This window comes from Levilactobacillus fuyuanensis (assembly GCF_003946395.1).
In the GTDB taxonomy this organism is placed as follows: domain Bacteria; phylum Bacillota; class Bacilli; order Lactobacillales; family Lactobacillaceae; genus Levilactobacillus; species Levilactobacillus fuyuanensis.
In genome coordinates this window covers 17,041-34,676 of sequence record NZ_RHNZ01000007.1, presented here as the reverse complement: position 1 = coordinate 34,676, position 17,636 = coordinate 17,041, and the positions used below count along the sequence as shown (strand labels likewise).

15 protein-coding genes are annotated in these 17,636 nt (G+C 49.4%); 6 read left to right on the top strand and 9 right to left on the bottom strand.

Going from position 1 to position 17,636, the window contains the following annotated elements:
- Positions 1-22: 22 nt before the first annotated feature.
- Complete coding sequence (locus tag EKM73_RS04830; protein ID WP_125700855.1) at positions 23-1,066, bottom strand: YeiH family protein; 1,044 nt, start codon at positions 1,064-1,066, stop codon at positions 23-25.
- A 113-nt stretch (positions 1,067-1,179) separates the two neighbouring features.
- On the opposite strand from EKM73_RS04830, the gene EKM73_RS04825 reads away from it, so the two are divergent.
- The 4 genes from EKM73_RS04825 to EKM73_RS04810 all read left to right on the top strand — a co-directional run bounded on the left by EKM73_RS04825 (position 1,180) and on the right by EKM73_RS04810 (position 7,245).
- Positions 1,180-2,058, top strand: a complete 879-nt coding sequence (locus tag EKM73_RS04825; RefSeq protein ID WP_125700854.1) for a LysR family transcriptional regulator — start codon at positions 1,180-1,182, stop codon at positions 2,056-2,058.
- Positions 2,059-2,172: 114 nt separating this feature from the next.
- Positions 2,173-3,378: an MFS transporter gene (locus tag EKM73_RS04820; RefSeq protein WP_125700853.1), complete on the top strand. Its 1,206-nt coding sequence runs from the start codon at positions 2,173-2,175 to the stop codon at positions 3,376-3,378.
- Positions 3,379-4,618: 1,240 nt separating this feature from the next.
- Positions 4,619-5,479: an AraC family transcriptional regulator gene (locus EKM73_RS04815; protein ID WP_125700852.1), complete on the top strand. Its 861-nt coding sequence runs from the start codon at positions 4,619-4,621 to the stop codon at positions 5,477-5,479.
- 134 nt (positions 5,480-5,613) lie between these two features.
- The gene (locus EKM73_RS04810) at positions 5,614-7,245 is read left to right on the top strand and encodes an ABC-F family ATP-binding cassette domain-containing protein (RefSeq protein WP_125700851.1); all 1,632 of its coding nucleotides are present in this window, start codon (positions 5,614-5,616) and stop codon (positions 7,243-7,245) included.
- A gap of 198 nt (positions 7,246-7,443) precedes the next feature.
- On the opposite strand, the gene EKM73_RS04805 is transcribed toward EKM73_RS04810, so the two are convergent.
- The 6 genes from EKM73_RS04805 to EKM73_RS04780 form a co-directional block, all read right to left on the bottom strand.
- Complete coding sequence (locus tag EKM73_RS04805; RefSeq protein WP_125700850.1) at positions 7,444-7,791, bottom strand: hypothetical protein; 348 nt, start codon at positions 7,789-7,791, stop codon at positions 7,444-7,446.
- 177 nt (positions 7,792-7,968) lie between these two features.
- A complete protein-coding gene (locus tag EKM73_RS04800; RefSeq protein ID WP_164508865.1) occupies positions 7,969-8,415 on the bottom strand; it encodes a DUF2721 domain-containing protein in 447 nt (148 codons plus the stop codon).
- A gap of 77 nt (positions 8,416-8,492) precedes the next feature.
- Complete coding sequence (locus tag EKM73_RS04795; RefSeq protein WP_125700848.1) at positions 8,493-8,927, bottom strand: hypothetical protein; 435 nt, start codon at positions 8,925-8,927, stop codon at positions 8,493-8,495.
- Positions 8,928-9,078: 151 nt separating this feature from the next.
- On the bottom strand, positions 9,079-9,513 hold the full coding sequence (locus EKM73_RS04790) for a hypothetical protein (RefSeq protein ID WP_125700847.1): 435 nt from the start codon (positions 9,511-9,513) through the stop codon (positions 9,079-9,081).
- 203 nt (positions 9,514-9,716) lie between these two features.
- On the bottom strand, positions 9,717-10,655 hold the full coding sequence (locus tag EKM73_RS04785) for a DMT family transporter (protein ID WP_125700846.1): 939 nt from the start codon (positions 10,653-10,655) through the stop codon (positions 9,717-9,719).
- Between the two features lie 120 nt (positions 10,656-10,775).
- A complete protein-coding gene (locus tag EKM73_RS04780; RefSeq protein ID WP_125700845.1) occupies positions 10,776-11,717 on the bottom strand; it encodes a nucleoside hydrolase in 942 nt (313 codons plus the stop codon).
- 180 nt (positions 11,718-11,897) lie between these two features.
- Here EKM73_RS04780 and EKM73_RS04775 point away from each other — a divergent pair, with 180 nt between their 5' ends.
- Entirely contained in the window at positions 11,898-12,116 is a 219-nt protein-coding gene (locus EKM73_RS04775; RefSeq protein ID WP_125700844.1) for a hypothetical protein, read from the top strand.
- Positions 12,117-12,363: 247 nt separating this feature from the next.
- Complete coding sequence (locus EKM73_RS04770) at positions 12,364-13,089, top strand: hypothetical protein (protein WP_125700843.1); 726 nt, start codon at positions 12,364-12,366, stop codon at positions 13,087-13,089.
- Positions 13,090-13,229: 140 nt separating this feature from the next.
- Here EKM73_RS04770 and EKM73_RS04765 read toward each other — a convergent pair whose 3' ends face one another.
- Positions 13,230-14,948 (bottom strand): aryl-sulfate sulfotransferase, encoded by a 1,719-nt coding sequence (locus EKM73_RS04765; protein ID WP_125700842.1) that lies wholly within the window; start codon positions 14,946-14,948, stop codon positions 13,230-13,232.
- 751 nt (positions 14,949-15,699) lie between these two features.
- Positions 15,700-17,415 carry an aryl-sulfate sulfotransferase gene (locus tag EKM73_RS04760; RefSeq protein ID WP_125700841.1) on the bottom strand — a complete coding sequence of 572 codons (1,716 nt, stop codon included), beginning with the start codon at positions 17,413-17,415 and terminating at the stop codon, positions 15,700-15,702.
- Between the last annotated feature and the right edge of the window lie 221 nt (positions 17,416-17,636).

Here is a 17,636-nt window from a genome sequence, read left to right as displayed (position 1 = left end):
CACTATTTTTGCTTGAATAGTTTTAGAAGAATAACTTGCTGGCAATCGTCACACAGGTCATCAGGATGACCGATGAAATGGTGGCGGCCAGGAAGACGTTGCCCCCACGCTGGAAGATCACACGGAAGTTAACGCTCATTCCCAGGGCGGCCATAGCCATGCCGAGGAAGATGTAAGCCAATTTAACCAAACCAGCCAGGGCAACGTCACCCAGTGGCAGGAAGGTTCCGATGATGCTGGTCAGGATGAAACCGGCCATGAACCAGGGAATTGGCAGCTTAGCTGGGCCTTCATTGGCGGCCGCTTCAGGATTAGTCTTGCGGGATTGGCGTTGGTACCACCAACCGATGATCAGTGCTGCGGGGGCCAACAGAAGCACCCGGGAGAGCTTGGTAATGATGGCGGTGTCCAGACTGACGGGACCACCGGCACTACCGGCGGCGACGGCGTGGGCAATTTCGTGGAGCGAGCCCCCAGTCAGGACCCCAAATTGCACGGCGGTCAGGTGAAGCAGTGGTTTCAGACCGATTTCAATCAGCGTGAAGACCGTTCCCAGGATGGCAACGATAGCGACAGCTAGCACTTCATTTTCGCGTTGACGTTCGGCCTTGTCGGCGGGCACCTTGATCTGTGGCGACACGCCCATGACGGCGGCGGCTCCGCAGATGCTGGTCCCGGTAGCAGTCAGAATAGCCAATTCCTTTTCCACACCGAGCTTGCGGCTGAGGTTGTAGGTCAGGAGGACCATCCCCGTGACCACGAAGACGGCCAAGGTAATGGTTTTTACACCGGCTTGGGCGAGTTGAATCAAGTTTAATTTGAATCCTAAGAGAATAATACCAAGACGCAAGAATTTATTGCTGATGAAGCCGATACCAGCCCGGTTGGCGTTGATGACCTGGGGCTGAACCTGACAGGCCATGCCCAGTAGTAGCGCGATGACCAGGGCACCGACCAGGTTTAAGTAAGGCAGTTGTGCCAGAAAACTACCGGCAACGGCGCAAGCTAAAGTTAGGAGTGAGGCCAGCCAGAAGCCGCGGCTCACAACAGTTGTGCGAATATCCAAAAGAATTTCCTCCTCAAAAATGTCTAAACCTAGTTTACCGGAAGTTGGTTATAAGATAAAATTGGAATGGATAATAACGATATAAGTTTCACTTATGAAAGGGAGCGATGACTATGCTTGATAACCGGTATCAAACGTTTCTCGTACTGGCCACGACCAAGTCGTATACGCAGACGGCCCATCAGCTATATATCAGTCAGCCAGCCGTATCGCAACAAATCAAGAGTTTGGAGACGGAATTAGGTGTGGAACTCGTCCACTATGAACGACCGAAGCTGACGATCACGCCGGCCGGGGTGGAGCTTGCGGCGTTTGTCCAGCGGGTTCAGGTCCAGGCAGACGCGGTGGTGGCGACTCTCCAACATCCACAGAAGGCCCGGCAAGTTACCTTTAGCACGACACTATCGATCAGTGAATTTTTAGCGCCACGGTTGATTGGCTTGCTACAGGCGCAGCATTATCATGAAATTAATTGTCGGGTGACGAATACCCACGCGGCGTTGGCGGCAATTAAATCCGGTGACAGTGACTTTGCTCTGATTGAAGGGAATTTTGACAAACAGCGTTACGGTTACGAAGTGGTCCGGCAGGAACCCTTCGTTGGGGTCGTGGCTGCCGATCATCCGTTAGCCCAACAGGCGGCCGTGAGCTGGGCAGACCTGACCGCTTATCCCTTAATTGTCCGGGAGGAGGGGTCCGGTAGCCGAGAAATTTTAGAGAATTTGGCACACGCAGCCAACGTGACCTTTGCGGAATTCCCTCAGTTGGTGACGGTAAACAATCCGACTGCCATTCGAGAGATCTTACTGCGGGGGAGTGGCATCAGCTTTGTCTATCGTTCCGTGGTAGCTGAAGCTTTACAGGCGGGAAAGCTTGCCGTCCTACCACTTCAAGCGGGACAATTGCGGCACGATTTGGACCTCGTCTATCCGCGAGATAGCTATTTTGCGGATGATTATCGCCGGTGGGCGGCGGCCCTGAAAAAGGGATAGGTCGGTAAAAACTAAATTTTTCTGAGAAAATGAGCTTATGATTAGACAAACACCCCTAAATATTGATATATTTATCTCAATGCTGTAAAAATTAGCGAGAAGGGGTGAGCCATCGTGACGAAGAAAACGAGACGGGCCATTTTTATCTTAGTGTTTAGTGAATTTTTAGTATGTTTGGGAATTAGTTTAGTGATTCCGGTCATGCCGTTCTTAAAGAATCAATTGCATCTGACCGCAACGGACATGGGAATCATGAGTGCCCTGTTTGCCTTCGCTCAGTTTGTGGCGTCACCCCTGATTGGGCGGTTGTCGGATAAGATTGGTCGGAAGCCAGTTCTGACGGCGGGATTATTCCTGTTCATGGTTTCTGAAGTGCTGTTTGCCTTGACCAACCAGTTGATGGTCTTCAACATTTCGCGGGTTATTGGTGGGCTATCCGCCGCCATGGTCGTGCCAACGGCGATGGCCTTAGCTGCTGATATTACGACGAAACGCCAACGGGCGCGGGTCATTGGCTGGCTGTCGGCCGCCTTCAGTGGAGGCCTGATTCTGGGGCCTGGTATTGGGGGAATCTTAGCCGGAATCAGTTACAAGACGCCGTTCTGGGCCGCCGGTGCATTGGGCCTGATCAGTGCCATTGTCCTGATCAGCCTGTTGCCAAGTGATGCCGAGACCAGTAAGATTCGCGATGCGGAGGCGACAAGCTCTACGGCTGCCAAGCCTTCCGCTCATCCGATGACCAAGGAATTTTGGACGGTGCCGATCATCATCCTATTTACCATGATTCTGGTCTCTTCCTTTGGTCTGCAAGGATTTGAAAGTATCTACAGTATCTATGTCAACGAAGTCTTTCACTTTAGCCTGAGCAACATCGCATTAGTGTTGACGCTTAACGGATTAATCTCATTATTCTTGCAAGTGGCGATGTTTGATACCCTGGTTAGTAAGTGGGGCGAGCGGCGAGTCATCCGGGTCTGCTTCTTCCTGGCCGCAATCTGCGTGGTCTGGATTACCCAGGCTCACGGAAAGATTGCCGTGATGATTGCCACCCTGATCGTCTTCTCTGCCTTCGACCTGTTGCGGCCAGCTATCACGACGCTGCTGACCAAGGCTAGTGAATCTAACCAGGGGCTGATCAACGGGTTAAACATGTCCTTGACTAGCGTCGGGAACATTGTAGGACCAATTATGTCGGGGATGTTACTCGATATGAATCCGCATTACCCATACCTGGTGGTGTCGGTCTTCCTGATTGTTTCTTACCTGATGGCCTTCCTGTTGAAGCGGCCGGACCAATTGCAGTCGGCTACGGAGAAGTAGGGTGCCGGTGACTGCGTGAGTTTATAATTTTTGATATGAATATGAGGAACCTGAGATGGGAATTCTTGGGTTCCTTTTTTTTTGTTTGGGGATAGTTGTTGAGGAGCTTGGTAGGGGGGGATGGCTGGACTGGCTTGGTGCACTGGATTTTTCTCGCCACGCTATCCGGAAATATGTGGCTTTCGAAGCGAGTTTCACAACCCGGACTCCTGCCCGGCAAAGGTTGTTAGTAGCTTTACGTGTTTGGTTCGTTAGACTTTCTCTCGCCAAGATATCCGGAAGTATGCGGTCTCTGAAACGCGTTCAGTCGGGCAGGTCCCTGCGCTTAACCCCAATAAGCACCGACTCGGTTCCACCGAGTGGGCACTTATTGACGTTAATGCTCAGGACCTACCACCCTCCTTCACACTCTGGTCTGAAACGAGTTCCGCAAGCCAGATTCTTCCGCTTAGAAAAATAAGGAACTCCTGTCCGGCGTGAGTTGTTAGTGGTTTTACTGGCTTGGTTCGTTTGACTTTCTCTCGCCAATATATTCGGAAACTTGCAGCCTCTGAAACGAGTTCCACAAACCAGACTCCTGCGCTTAGAAAGCTAAGTGACTCCTGTCCGGCACAGGTTGTTAGTTGTTTTGCTAGTTTGGTTCGTTGGATTTTCTCTCGCCATGATATCCGGAAACTTGCGGCTTTCGAAACGGCTTGCTCCACTCTCTATACAAAAACAACCAGACCACAAATCCGGTCTAGCTGTCCCCCCTAAAGCCTCTAATGGCCATAGCCTATTTTGTTGCTTCACAGTACGGTGAGTGATCTCTTCCCCAAGAGAAACCACCGGTCGTTGGTTGATCGACCTCTCCCCCAAGTGGTCGATGCGATTATCCTGAAAGGTGATGGGCTAGGCGCTTTGTGCGACTAGCTGCTGATTTCGCTGGCACTCCCCAGTAGCGGCGAGAATCGGCGCTGACGGACAAACTTTCGCGAGGTTTTCAATGGCTGTCGTGATAGGAACCTGACTATCGTAAATTTTGTAGCCCCTATCGAATGGTACAACTACATTGTACCGGGGATTTAGTAATTCCATAATCCCATAATTTAATGATTGCGTTACTTATTTTAACCATCTATGTGGTTAACGTGGTATACTACAATATAAAATAACTTGCTGCAATTGGTCTACTTGGGGATAATGAAATTGGAGCCGCTTACTTTGTTGAATGATGTTTTGCAGAAATGGGGGAACAAACATGCCTCAGCCCTATCATGAACGCTTAAACTTTACAATGCAATTGCCGTTGCGTGTCATTAGTCATGGTACGGGTGGGCCAAAATTGGTATTGCCGCATTGGCACCAAGCGGTTGAATTGGCCTACCCGTATTGTGGCCATCCCGGGACCGTGCATATTGGGAGCTCAACCTTCGAAATGGCTGCCGGTCACGTCTACGTGATCAATTCCGAAGTGGTCCACAGTTACGAGACGATGTTGGACGAAGACAATCAAATTATGACGCTACTGATGCCGGCAGCTTGGTTGCGAAATGTGGTCGATAACGAGCAGCTGCCAATCTGGGGGCCAGTCGACTTAGACCTCCACGATGCGGCTTACCGCGGTATTGGTCAGGCAGTTGGGGTGCTGGTGGATAACGCCATTCACGAGCGCGACAGCCAGGCAGATTACCTGGCGAGTCTAGGTGCCGAGTATCAGTTGGTCGGGCAACTCTTAAAGCAATTGAAAATTAACGGACAGGTTGATAATGACCAGTTGCCGTTGCCAGAACCCTTGCGGCAGGCCGTAGGGGAGTTGCAACAGAACTACGGGCAGCCCGTTTCGATTGCCGAGTTGGCGACAAAGTTAAATTACTCCAGCGTTTATTTTTCCCGGTATTTCAAGGAATACATGGGAATCTCACCCAAGGCCTATCTGGGGCAGATTCGGCTGGAACGGGCCACGGAACTCCTGATGACCTCGGACGATTCCATCCAAACGATCGCCACCAAGACGGGCTTCCGGACAGAAAAGAATTTCTTCGTGACCTTTAAGCAACATTTCCTGATGACACCGAAGTCTTACCGCGAGCGGTACGCCGCGCAACGGTCCTGGTCGTAGCATAACCGTTGCTTGTGAACGATATTTATGGTAGACTAGGCCAACATAACACAACGAATATGAGTGGAAACCAACGTTGCCGTTAATTGACACGTTGGTTTTTTACGCAAAAATCTAGGAGGTATCGTTCATTCATGTTAACCGTCAATAATGTCAGTATGCAGTTCTCCGACCGGAAGCTCTACGACGAAGTCAATCTCAAGTTCACCCCGGGGAATTGCTACGGGGTCATTGGCGCTAACGGCGCCGGCAAGTCCACTTTCTTAAAGATTATTGAAAACAAATTAAAGCCGACGACTGGGACCGTCTCCATGGGCCCCAACGAACGGATGTCCAGCCTGAACCAAGATCACTTTGCCTTTGAAGATGAAATCGTCTTGAACACGGTGATCCAGGGTCACAAGAAGCTTTACGATATCATGACTGAAAAGAACGCCATCTACATGAAGGCCGACTTTAGCGATGCAGATGGGATTCGCGCCGCTGAACTCGAAGGTGAATTTGGCGAAATGGGCGGTTGGGAAGCCGAAGCCGAAGCGAGCCAAATGTTGCAGGCCTTGGGGATTGACGAATCGCTCCACCAAGTCCAAATGCGTGAATTAACGGAACCCCAAAAGGTGAAGGTCTTACTGGGCCAAGCCTTATTCGGTCATCCCGACGTATTACTCTTGGACGAACCGACCAACGGGCTGGACGTGCAATCCATCAGTTGGTTGGAAAACTTCCTGGCGGACTACGAAAACACCGTCATTGTTGTTTCCCATGACCGGCATTTCTTGAACCAGGTCTGCACGCACATGTGTGACGTGGACTTTGGGAAGATTACGCTGTTTGTTGGGAACTACGATTTCTGGATGGAATCTAGTGAATTGGCTGCACAGCTGAAAGCTAATGCCAACGCCAAGAAGGCCGACCAGATCAAGCAACTGCAAGAATTCGTGGCGCGGTTCAGTGCCAACGCCTCGAAGTCTAAGCAGGCCACGTCTCGAAAGAAGCAACTGGAAAAAATCACGCTGGATGACATCAAGCCATCCTCACGGAAGTATCCTTTCATCAAGTTCACGCCAGAACGGGAACTTGGAAACGACTTGGTTCGCGTAGAACACCTTTCCAAGGCCATCGACGGCGTGACGATTCTCGATGACGTCAGCTTCACGTTGCGTCCCGATGAGAAGACGGCTTTCATCAGTCGTAATGACTTGACGACCACCATCTTGATGCAGATCATTGCTGGTGAAATGGAACCAGATAGTGGAAACGTTGTCTGGGGTCAAACGACCAGCACAACCTACCTGCCAAAGAACGTCAATGATTACTTTGCCAACAACGAGTTGACGGTCATTGACTGGTTACGGCAGTTTGCATCCAAGGAAGAGAGCGACAACACCTTCTTGCGGGGCTTCCTCGGGAAGATGCTGTTCTCTGGCGACGATGTGAACCGGGAAGTCGATGTGATGTCTGGGGGCGAAAAGGTCCGGGCAATGCTGTCCAAGATGATGTTGAGCAAGGCTAACGTGCTGTTGCTCGATGATCCAACCAATCACTTGGATCTGGAATCTATCACGGCATTAAACGACAGCCTGGTTGGATTTACCGGTAGTATTCTCTTCACATCCCATGACCACGAGTTCATTCAAACAATCGCTAACCGGATCATTGAAGTTAGTCCTAACGGTATCGTGGATCGGGCAGACACGACTTACGACGAGTTCTTAGGTCACAAGCAGGTTCAGGATCAAGTCGCTGCGCTGTACGCTGACAAGTAATTAGAGGCGTTCTTCGGGGCAACAATATGAATTAATTGTAAACAGAGGGAGCCGCAGTAGGGGCTCCCTTTTTGTTGCTCAGATTTAGCAAAAGCAGATTTGGACGAAAACAAAAGCCCAGCAGATACAAGTGCTTAGCTTTTTGGGTAAGCACCTGTATCTGCTGGGTGATTTAGAGTTAGTAAAGAGTATTCGGTGTTAGTCGTCGGACTTTCTTTCCTCATCCAGGTGCCTCTTGTGTTGCCGGATAACGACGACTAACCGCTCGCGGATATCATTTGGGGATTTACGTAATTGTTTCCCAATGCCCAACTGCGTTCGCTGATGTATCAGGACTTGGCCAATGGCATAGAGTTGGGCTAGACTCATCGTTGATAATTGATCTTCCCAGTCGGCATTGGCAAAGAAGCGGTTAACTTTCTTTTGATTGCGCCAGGTAAGCCACTTGGCCCAGAATCGAGCGTTACCAATAAGTAGCGTGAGAAAAGTCCAGATAAGCAAAACAACGACTAGAAGTTGTTCCAGTGTTGTCTCGTTTATAGCCATATTATCATACCAGGTCATTGCAATGAGGCATATTGGGATAACAGTACCCAAATCAGCTAGCAAAAAGAATTTCCATTGTGCCAACAGGAACCGCCACTGGGTTAAAGTAAATCGTAGTAGTCTAAAAAATATTGTTAATTTGTTGATGAACAAAGAACCACTCCTATACCTATAGACTTACTTCTTGTTGTGTAGAGCCAGCTCCTTTTTTGTGACAGCAGTGGCCTGCTTTTTAATAGCTTCGATGCCAGTGAGACGCCGTTGTTCGTCATTCTCTTTATAGTAAATTTGAACATCTAGAATGTTTTCTTTTAAATGTAAAACGCGCGAGATACTGGTGAGCTTCTTCTTACTCATGTTGGGCAGTTGTTCGGCAAAATCAGGAGAATTCACCAGTCTATTAACCTTTTTTCGATTAATATAGTCTAGAAATATATCAAGATTGAGAATGGCGCCGCTGAACACCATTATAAAAATCCATAAAATAAATAATATTGATAGAATCCAACCAAGGATATTGCTATAAACGGCAAGATAGAGAAAAAACATTGCGCCAACGACAAAAGCAGATAATGTGGCGCTAAGCATTACAAATAATCTGTGGAAATAGCTGTCTCTATGCAATTTTAAAAGAACCCCCTTAGTTATTAGACAAGAGCAAATCCTTGGATACCCAAGGATCATGACTTTCTTTTAGAGAATTATTTTTGGGCCGTTTTGTTGTCGTCAAAGAATCTCTTTTGTTCCCTGATAAGGGACATGAGACGCTGGTGAGTTTCAGCAGATGTTTCGTGATGACGTTGACGGACGAATGCTGAAGTTTCTGCAGCACTAAGGCCTTGAGCAATGTTGGAAAGCTGTTGATTATCCATCATTGATAGTTGCTGTTCGAAATCTTCAGCGTGAATAAATGAAAGTGCAGGCTTTCTTTTAAAGCGAGTGATTGCTCTGTAAAAGATAAAGGTACATCCCTTGAAGCCAATCCAACCAATCCATAAGATTAACAAGAATACTAAGGCCCAATCTATTGGGGAGACAATTGCTGATAAATTTATGTACCAAATTAAGGCGACAATAGCAGTTGGAATAATCGATCCAATGCTGGCTATAATTGAAAGTGGTTTAATGACATGCAAATGATTACCTCCTAATCTTTAAACGAAAAAACATGTGGTGTCTTACGTGCTGTCAAGTTTTGTGCGCACAGTTATTTTTATAATCATTCAGAACATCTAAATAAAACTCTTTATTAGCAGAACGAAACGTTTATGATATTTTTTTGTGAGATTATGCGTTGTTTTTTTCATTGTGTTCAAGGTAACTTTTTTTCTTCCTAATTATGTTGGTTAATCGTTGATGGACCTCGTTAGGGGTCTCGTTCCGATACTGACGACTTAATATTTCTGTCTTCTGAATGGTTAGAACTTGAGCAATATTAGATAGTTGCTGATTATTTAAAGTCGATAGTTGTTGTTCAAAGTCACTAGTATGGATAAATGCTTGAGCTGACCGTCGTTTTAAATGAGCGGCAGTCACATAAAAGACAAGCATACATCCCGTAAAGTTTGTCAAACCAATCCATAAGATTAACAAGACTGCTAAAGCCCATTCAAGTGGGGAGGCCGTCGTTGCCAGAGTCACATACCAAATTAAGGCAACGGCCATAGTTGGGATAACGGTTCCAATACTGATTAAAAAGGCAAGCGGTATACTGATGCGCAAATGATTACCTCCTAAAGGTAAAAGTTGAGATTTAAAGAAAACGATGTTACTTTTCTTGGTCGTCTTTTTTTATTATAGTCCGAAATCATTAATAACTTAAATGTAATTTCTACAAAAATAATGTGACCTATTTGGGAGACGTGAATTTTAAAGGGGCCCTTGACTGAAACGTGCTCAATCAAGGACCTCTTTGAGAAGGTAAATTAGAACAGTCGAATCATGACAACCCCAGCAATCAGAGTCGCCAGGCCTAACAGTTGAACCGGAACGACTGGCTTACGGGTTGCGCCCAGCAGGCCAAATTGGTCGACGAGGAGTCCGCCGGCAATTTGACCCAGTAAGGCGAAGACCACCGTTTGGCCGGTGCCAAGAATTGGTGCCAGGTAGGCGTTTCCCAGTACGAAGATGGCGCCCAGAAACCCGCCAATCCACAGCCACCAAGGTCTGCCCGGACCGGTTGCCCGGCGAACTTCCTTTAGCCCGCGATTAGCGATGAGGACGATGACCAGCAGGCCCAGTGTTCCAATCAGAAACGAGATGAAGGCCGCGTGAACCGCCGAGTGCAGGACGAGTCCCAGTCGACCGTTAATCGTCGTTTGTGTCGCACCCAATGCCCCGATAAATATGCCCAGCAAGCGCCAGAGTAGCGGATTGCCAGTGGGTGTTGGCCACTGTAGCTGGTTGCGCCGCTGCAGGATTCCCGGCAGGGCTACTGTGATGATAATGCCAGCCAGTGCAAGTAGGAGGCCGATGACTTTAATGAGGGTCAGGGGTTGCTTGGTCGCGTTGAACCAGCCGAAGTTGTCGATGATTGACCCCATGATGACCTGCCCGAGAATTGGCATGATGGCCGTTTGGACGGCACCAATGTGGGGGAATAGGAGAATATTGGTGGTCAGAAAGATAACCCCAAGTAGTCCGCCAATCCAGATCCACCAGGGCTGAGTCGCCAGTAGGGTGCCAGAGACTAGTAGCGACTGGTGGCCCAGCAGAGTGATGACTGCCAGAAAAAGGGTCCCGATGGCAAATGAAACGAACGAGGCTTGATAGGGCGAGCCAATGAAGCTCCGCAAGCGCGAATTGACGGCGGTCTGGAAGGATACGATGATGCCGATAGCAATGCCGATGGTGATGGGAAGCATAGACGATATCTCCTTGTACAATGTATTTTAGATGCGTAAAGTCATTATTTTATGTAAAATGGGCCGTCTTGACGGCGTTAAAAAAGGAAGCGCCGTTGCAGCCGCTTCCTTTAGTATAGCTTATTTGTCGGCTAAGATGGCCAGTTCATCGATTCGCTGGAAGAAGCCATCGTGATCGACTTGGGTGACCAGGGTCACGGGCCGACCGTTCGGTGTTTCAAAGGTGCGGCCACGACCGGGGCCAGTCGTGAGGACATCGCTAGTCACAGTCTTGGTGGTGACGACAGCCGGGGCCTCAGTGGCTACCGTGGTCAGGACGTCCCAGAGAAAGTAAGTCGAGTTGGTCTCAAAGTGTTGTAGGGCGGGGACCAACGCGTATCCCTGGCCGATGAAGTCCAGCGCCGGGTGTTGACGTAAGGTGGCCCAGTGTTGCCGAATAGTCGGGGTTAGCGGCACCTGGTGCGTGCTTTCCAGACCGACCATTTGGATAGGAATCTGGCTATCCCAGACGGTCTTCACAGCATCCGGATCCCAGAAGGCATTCCATTCCGTCGTCCCATCCTGTTCGGGTTCGGCGACGTTCCCTCGACCGTCGAAGGTGCCGCCCATCCAGTAGAGGCGATCGATCTTGGTGACGATGCTGGGATCAACAGATAGGGCACGAGCGAGGTCGGTCAGGGGACCCGTCATGAGTAGCGTGGTCTGACCAACTGCGGCCTGAATCTTGTCAATCAGGTCGAGGTGGGCTGGCTTGGCGGCGACGGGAGTGGTCACCGTCCCGGCTTCGTTCAAGATGGGCAGGGCGTCGAGGCTAAAGGCATCGAGACGCCACTCCTTAGGAAAAGGGTTGACGCCTCGCGAGTCGGAGGCAGCTACATCGAGTTGGGTATCGTGGCCGAAACGATCGATAATCTTTCGGCTAGCGGCCAGTGCGGGTTCCAGGTAACAATCGGCACCAATGACACTGACCCCGGTCAGGTGCACATCTGGCATTTGTAGTAGGAGCAACAGGGAAACTAAGTCATCGACGCCACCATCGTGGTTAAAGTAGACATTACGCATCTGGTATTTTCTCCATTTCCGAACATTATTTGATTAAAATAAAATTATAGTTCATATACTACCGACTTTTAAAGTGAAAAGCAAGCCGTAGATTCCGAACGATTTAGCCAGGGTTAAGAAAACTCCCGTATACTGCTACTTATGCGATCGCAGATTATTTTTGGAAAGGATGGTTCCGAGATGCAACCAACGCGTAAAGGACCCAAACACTGGCTAGCTCTGGCCGTTGCCGGACTCATTTTATTTGGTGGAGGCGGCGGCACGGGCTACATGCTCGGCCAACAGCAGGCCAAGTCGGCACAAACGACGCAATTGAAGAACGCGCCGAAGGGCATGAAAGGTCGCCCGTCAGGCAAGCCTAGTGGGATGCCAACCCAAAGTAGCTCAAGTAGTAATTGACGAACATTTTAAGCATGTGAAGACGGAGAGGGCCCAGGAAAGTTTCTGGACTCTTTTTGTGCGATTGGCCAAAGCTGTAGAAATCCAGTATTGGTCTGTGCATAGACATCAACCATAGCGTCTAAGCCCCTGTGGCGTTTGTTCACCCGATTCAGCGTTGACAGTGGATGAGTGGAAGCGGATTATAAGATATTAGTTAATGTCATCAGGTGGTTAACCAAATAAGTGTTTTCGGGGAGTGTTTAGGTTGCGGTTAAGAGAGTGTTTGAAGTTGGGATTAACGGTGATGGCGTTTGGCTTGGTCAGTTTGGGTGCGGGGGTTACGGCCCAGGCGAAGACAAAGAACGTCATTGATCACAAGGATTGCGCGGCGACTAACAAAATTTTTAAGGCGCAGGGATTTAAGCTATCCCTGCTGCGGGTTCCCAAGAATGGTGAAATCTATATTGCAGCGTTTTCCAAGAAGCAGGCCGGAAGACGCTATGAATTTATCGCGGGCGAACAGCCGGCTGGCAACGCTGTTAAGGTGAATATGGTTGTCTACCAAGGCAAAAAAGTCGTATCTCAGAAGTCATCACTTTGGGGACATGTCGGCGGCAAGTACGACAAGGACCTGGTCAGCCCAAACAGCCAGAATGAGACCGAAATGATTGCGTCAAAGACGAAGACCTGGTCAATCAAGATTCTGCCGCCACATGACCAGGCGGTGACGTCGACTGCGCAACAGTTAATGGGGAGTGCCGCCATGCGGGCCGATATGGCCTTCAATCGTAATAGCTTGGAATACCACGCCGACCTTGCCGCTAATCAGGGAAAGAGTCTGCTGGTGTTGAATCAGCAAGACGACAAAGCCTATTGGCAAGGCAAAAAAATTCTGAAAAAATATAAGGCGTATGCTAATTATTCGAAGAACATGAAGAAAAAGTATCAGCGTCTCCAAAAGAATGTGGCCTATTTGGAAAATGTTTCTTAGGTGTTTCGAATCAGACAGCTAAATTAAACCGGACTTATTTCAAAAAATCACCCTTCCAATTTTTACTTTGGAAGGGTGATTTTGATGTGGATTCATAGGGATAGTTACGGACGAAGCAGAGTTATCTGTCGCCGTATAACTTATTTAGTCTGAATGTCCTGTAAACTCAGATTAGCCGATCCCGGGTACAGCGTCATCCGTTGGGCCCGGTAGCTCCAGTCCCCGTGACCAAAGCCGGTCCGGTCGACATCGAAGACAATCTGCTTGGTCTTGCGGTTGACTTCCACAAACTCACTGCGTTTGCCGTTGTTCGCGTAGCCGAAGCCAATCAGGGTGTTGCCCTTGCCAACGTCGTAGCTACTGCCGACGATGTTGGTGAAGTTCCGTTTGCCTAGCGTCCGACCGAAACTCCAAGACTTGGTGACGGTCTTCTTCAGCTGATCGATGCTGACGATTTCGCCGGCCGACCACTTCTTAGACTGCTTGGTCTTGCCCCGGGTGACGGGCACGTTGTTGTCGTAGAACTCCAAGTCGATCTTACTGCCGGTATTTTTAGCCGTGTTGATCAACATGACCGCGTGTTGGCCACCGTTGTAGCGGTAGTGCTTGGTCGTTGGTTTCAACAGGTACTTGTGATAACTCTTCGGCAGCTTTTCTGGTGCGGCCAGAATCCATTTGAGCTTGGTGGTCTTGTAGTTAATGGCCAACATCATGTCCTGATTGCGCCCGGAAATGATAAGCTCGCCGTTCTTGTGGTTGTAGTACATGGAATTTTGATGGAACCAGTCGATTTTGCCGTCGGAACGGTGGGTCCCGTTGTAGGCTTCGTAGGCCGACTTGGGCAGAATACGTTTGAGGTCAATGACCTTCTGGATCTTCCCAGTGTTGCGGTCGACTTCGATCATGGTATCCTCGACGAACTTCTTACTTCCATCATCCACCGTCAATAGGAAGTTGTGGTTTGGCAGCTCGATGGCGTCGTGGTGAATCACGGTATTATTGGCCAGCTTGGACGGATCATCCTTGGTCGGGAAGAGGCCGTTCATGTTGTACTGGTGGTAAACCCGCCCGTAGAAGTCGGTCTCCTGAAGCGCGTTCGACTTAGAGTCACTGGCCTTCACCTTGGTGTTGATTAGCAGGTGCTTGTCGGCAAGTTGTTTGAACACGTGGGAAATTGGCTTGGTTGAATACCAACGAATCTGGCCCTTGGCATCCAGCCCATAGGTGTAGCCAAGACTGCTGACGGCAAAAGTCAACTTGGTATTGCCTTGACCGAGCGCCATTTGCTGGGGCTTGCTAGTCTTCAGTGTGTTCTTCCCAATTTCTTTAGGCGCGGCCGCCGTCTTCATGGTGTAGGTCGTGCGCGTGGTGGTCCCGTTCTTGCGGGTGAAGGTCAACGTGACGCGATTGGTCCGGTCGGCATAGAGGCCGAGCACCCCGACCGCGTGTTGGGTCTTGTATCCCCTGAGGTGTTTGGTGATCGTCGTAGCGGGGGTGTCCCCGTGAACGGTCAGCGTGACCTTAGTGGCCGCCTCAGTCTTGACCAGGATCAGGCCGGCGAGTGGGGAGGTCTTGTAGGGGTTCATAATGACCTTGGCATTAGTCGACCCGGTCTTGACCTGTTTCAAATCCTGACGGTAGGTCTTACTGAGTTTATTGGTACTGGTCGTATTCGCTGTGGAGAGGGCTGGGCGAATGTTGAGCTTAATCTGGTTGGTCGTCAGAATATCCTTCTTGGCGTAGCGTTGATGGACTAACAGGTAGCGGCGGATATTGTGGCGTTCATGGTAGGCCGCAGCGCCACCGACCACGATCAGCGCCAGCAGCACACCAATCGTGATTTTCCAAAACTTCTTCATCGTATGTAACTCCTTTTCCTAAAAACTATCGAACGGATAGCAGTATTCCCAACCATTGTAGCAAGCCTTTCCGGTTGCGGGCAAGTTAATATTTAAGACTAGAACTAGTTTATACATCGTGTGAAGCCTGTATCCAAGCCAGTGACCGGTCTCCAAATGGTTCAGTGAACTAAGAAAAAATCGTGCAGATTTCATGACGGAGTCGGTTGGTCGTTAGATAGCTAAGTTGGGCGTCTGTCGGTCAAAGAGCTCAATGAAATAAGAATCACGAATAACTAACCCTAATCGATGGAACGAGTCGCAGAGGGCGAATGGATAGTGTCGACGGCTTGGCGGATAAGATAGTAAAGGGCTAAAGCATTGCGTAATCCCTTGGCTGATACCACAGATGTACAGCAGAAAAGGGGAACGACTGCCAGCAATGAGGCTGATGGTCGTTCCCCGTGAGTCTTGAATTAATGATTTGCCGACTTGAGTGTTCGGCTAATAGAGATGTTAGAAAGTTATTTTAGCCGGAGGAGGCCAGGGATGTAGTCGGCTGTGACGGCGCTGTTAGACTGGGTGGTTTTTCCCGGCCTTACAGCGTGGGACGTGTTTGGAAACTCGCCTGAACTTGGCGAGGTTTCAAACCGAGCCGGAAGCCCGCTCTTTGGCTGGAGGCGGTCCCCACAGCAGACGGAATCCCTGGCAGCCGCAGGCGACAACTTTCACCCTCTATTTAGCCGCTAGCACGAAATGTTAGGTAAATAACTTAATTAAGGTCGAACGTGTAATTGCTTGGGAACAGCGGTTGCCGGTATGCCCGGTAAACGTAGCCCTTGTCCGGAATGTTATCGACATGCAGGTTGAAGACCTGCTGATTTCCGGCGACCTCAATAACGTTACTCCCGGTCCCGTTCTTAGCGTTCAGGTACCCGAAGTCAATCAGGTGGTTACCATTGCTTAAGCGTTGGCTATTCCCGATACGGTCAGTAAAGTTGGCCTTGCCTAAGCTCTTGCCGTACGCCCAATTCTGCTTGATGGTCATGTGTTTTTCATTAATCGTGTACTGAACGGCCTGTGAGTACTTGCCGCTAGTCTTCTTATCTCCGTTGGTGACGGCGTAGTTGTTGTCGTACAGAAGGAGATCCTTGGTGTTGGCGTTACCGTCGTTATCACCCAGCAGGTAGGCGGCGTGTTGGCCTCCGGTAATGGTCGTGCCCTTGGCTGCCTTCAAGACGAATGGCTGATAAGCCTTAGGCCAGTCCGTGGTTTTCTTCCCGGAGAAGAGCCACTTGATATTGCCCGTCTTATAGTCCATCTTCATGACCAGATCCTGATGCCGGCTGGAAATAACCAGACTCTTGTCGGACTTGTCGTAGTACAGGGCGTTGTTGTGGAGCCAGTCGACCTTGCCATCGGTTCGAGTAGAGGAGTCGTACTTCTTCCACATGTTCTTTGGCAGGATGCGTTTCATATCGAGCACCTTCACGACTTTTCCCGTCTTGTGCGACAGCTCAACGATGGTGTCTTCGACATATTTACTCCCATCGGAAACGGTCGCGAGCAGGTTGTGGTTAGGCAGTTCGATAACGTCATGGTGAATCACGGTCGTTTCCTGTTTATTTTCGGATTTGGCCGTGGCCTTGACGTTTTCGGTGCTCTTGGTCTTATTACTAATGTGATATTGCTTGTAAACGCGTCCCAGATAATCGGTCTCAATCAGGTCGTTGTAGACCATGTGGGCGTTATCCTTCTTGTTCATCAGGATAATGTGGCCATTGCTGAGTTGCTTGTAAATGTGTTGTGCGTAGTTGTCGGAGTACCAACGAACGGCACCGTCGGCATCCACGGCAAATGGGCGTTGGGTGGAACGAATCATGAAAGTCATCTGGTTATTGCCGATCTTCATCTTGGCCTTATCATTCTTGGTGACGGTTAGCTTCAGATTGGCCAGGTTCTTTGCCAGGGCTTTAGTCTGAATGTAAATCGTCTTGGTCGTGACTTTCCCGGCCTTAGTCGTCAGGTGAATCTTGACCGTGTTATTGTCATCGGCATACAGGCCGACGATTGGCAAGGTGTGACGGGTTTTATAACCGGCCAACGTGTTGGTCACACTCGTCTTATCAGTCTTGCCGACCACCGTATAGCTCACCTTCACGGCATCGTCCGTCGTAAAGAGGGCAATGGCCGAGAGCGGTGAAGTCCCGTATGGATTGAGTTTCACGTACATGTGGTCTGCGGAATAACCCCCCGAATTCAGTTTATCCCGTAGATCCTGGGTCGTGCTGGCCTGTTGATCCTTTAACGTGGAGACCAGGTCGCTCCCAATATTACTCTTGATCTTGGCCGTGGAAAGCAACGTCGAATCCGTGACCCGTTTCGGTTGCTTGGGCGCATCAGCCTTTGAGGACTGTGCGCACCCGGTCAATGCTAGGACGACGAAGGCTGCCCCAATCAGCCAACCAAAGCGTCTGTGTTTTCTCAAAATGACACCACTTTCTTTATGTATTTGATACGACCTGGTAATATTGCTTCGATGTAACCGGTCGCACCTGTTTATCAATTATAGCGGGCGTTTTTAATGGAACTATAAGAAAGTTGTGAAAATTATGTGAAGTTCAGGCAATTTTTAGAATCGTCCGTTTCTCTAAAACTAATGTGACAATTATGTTACAATAAAACAATCACAGGCAGTGAAAACGAGGA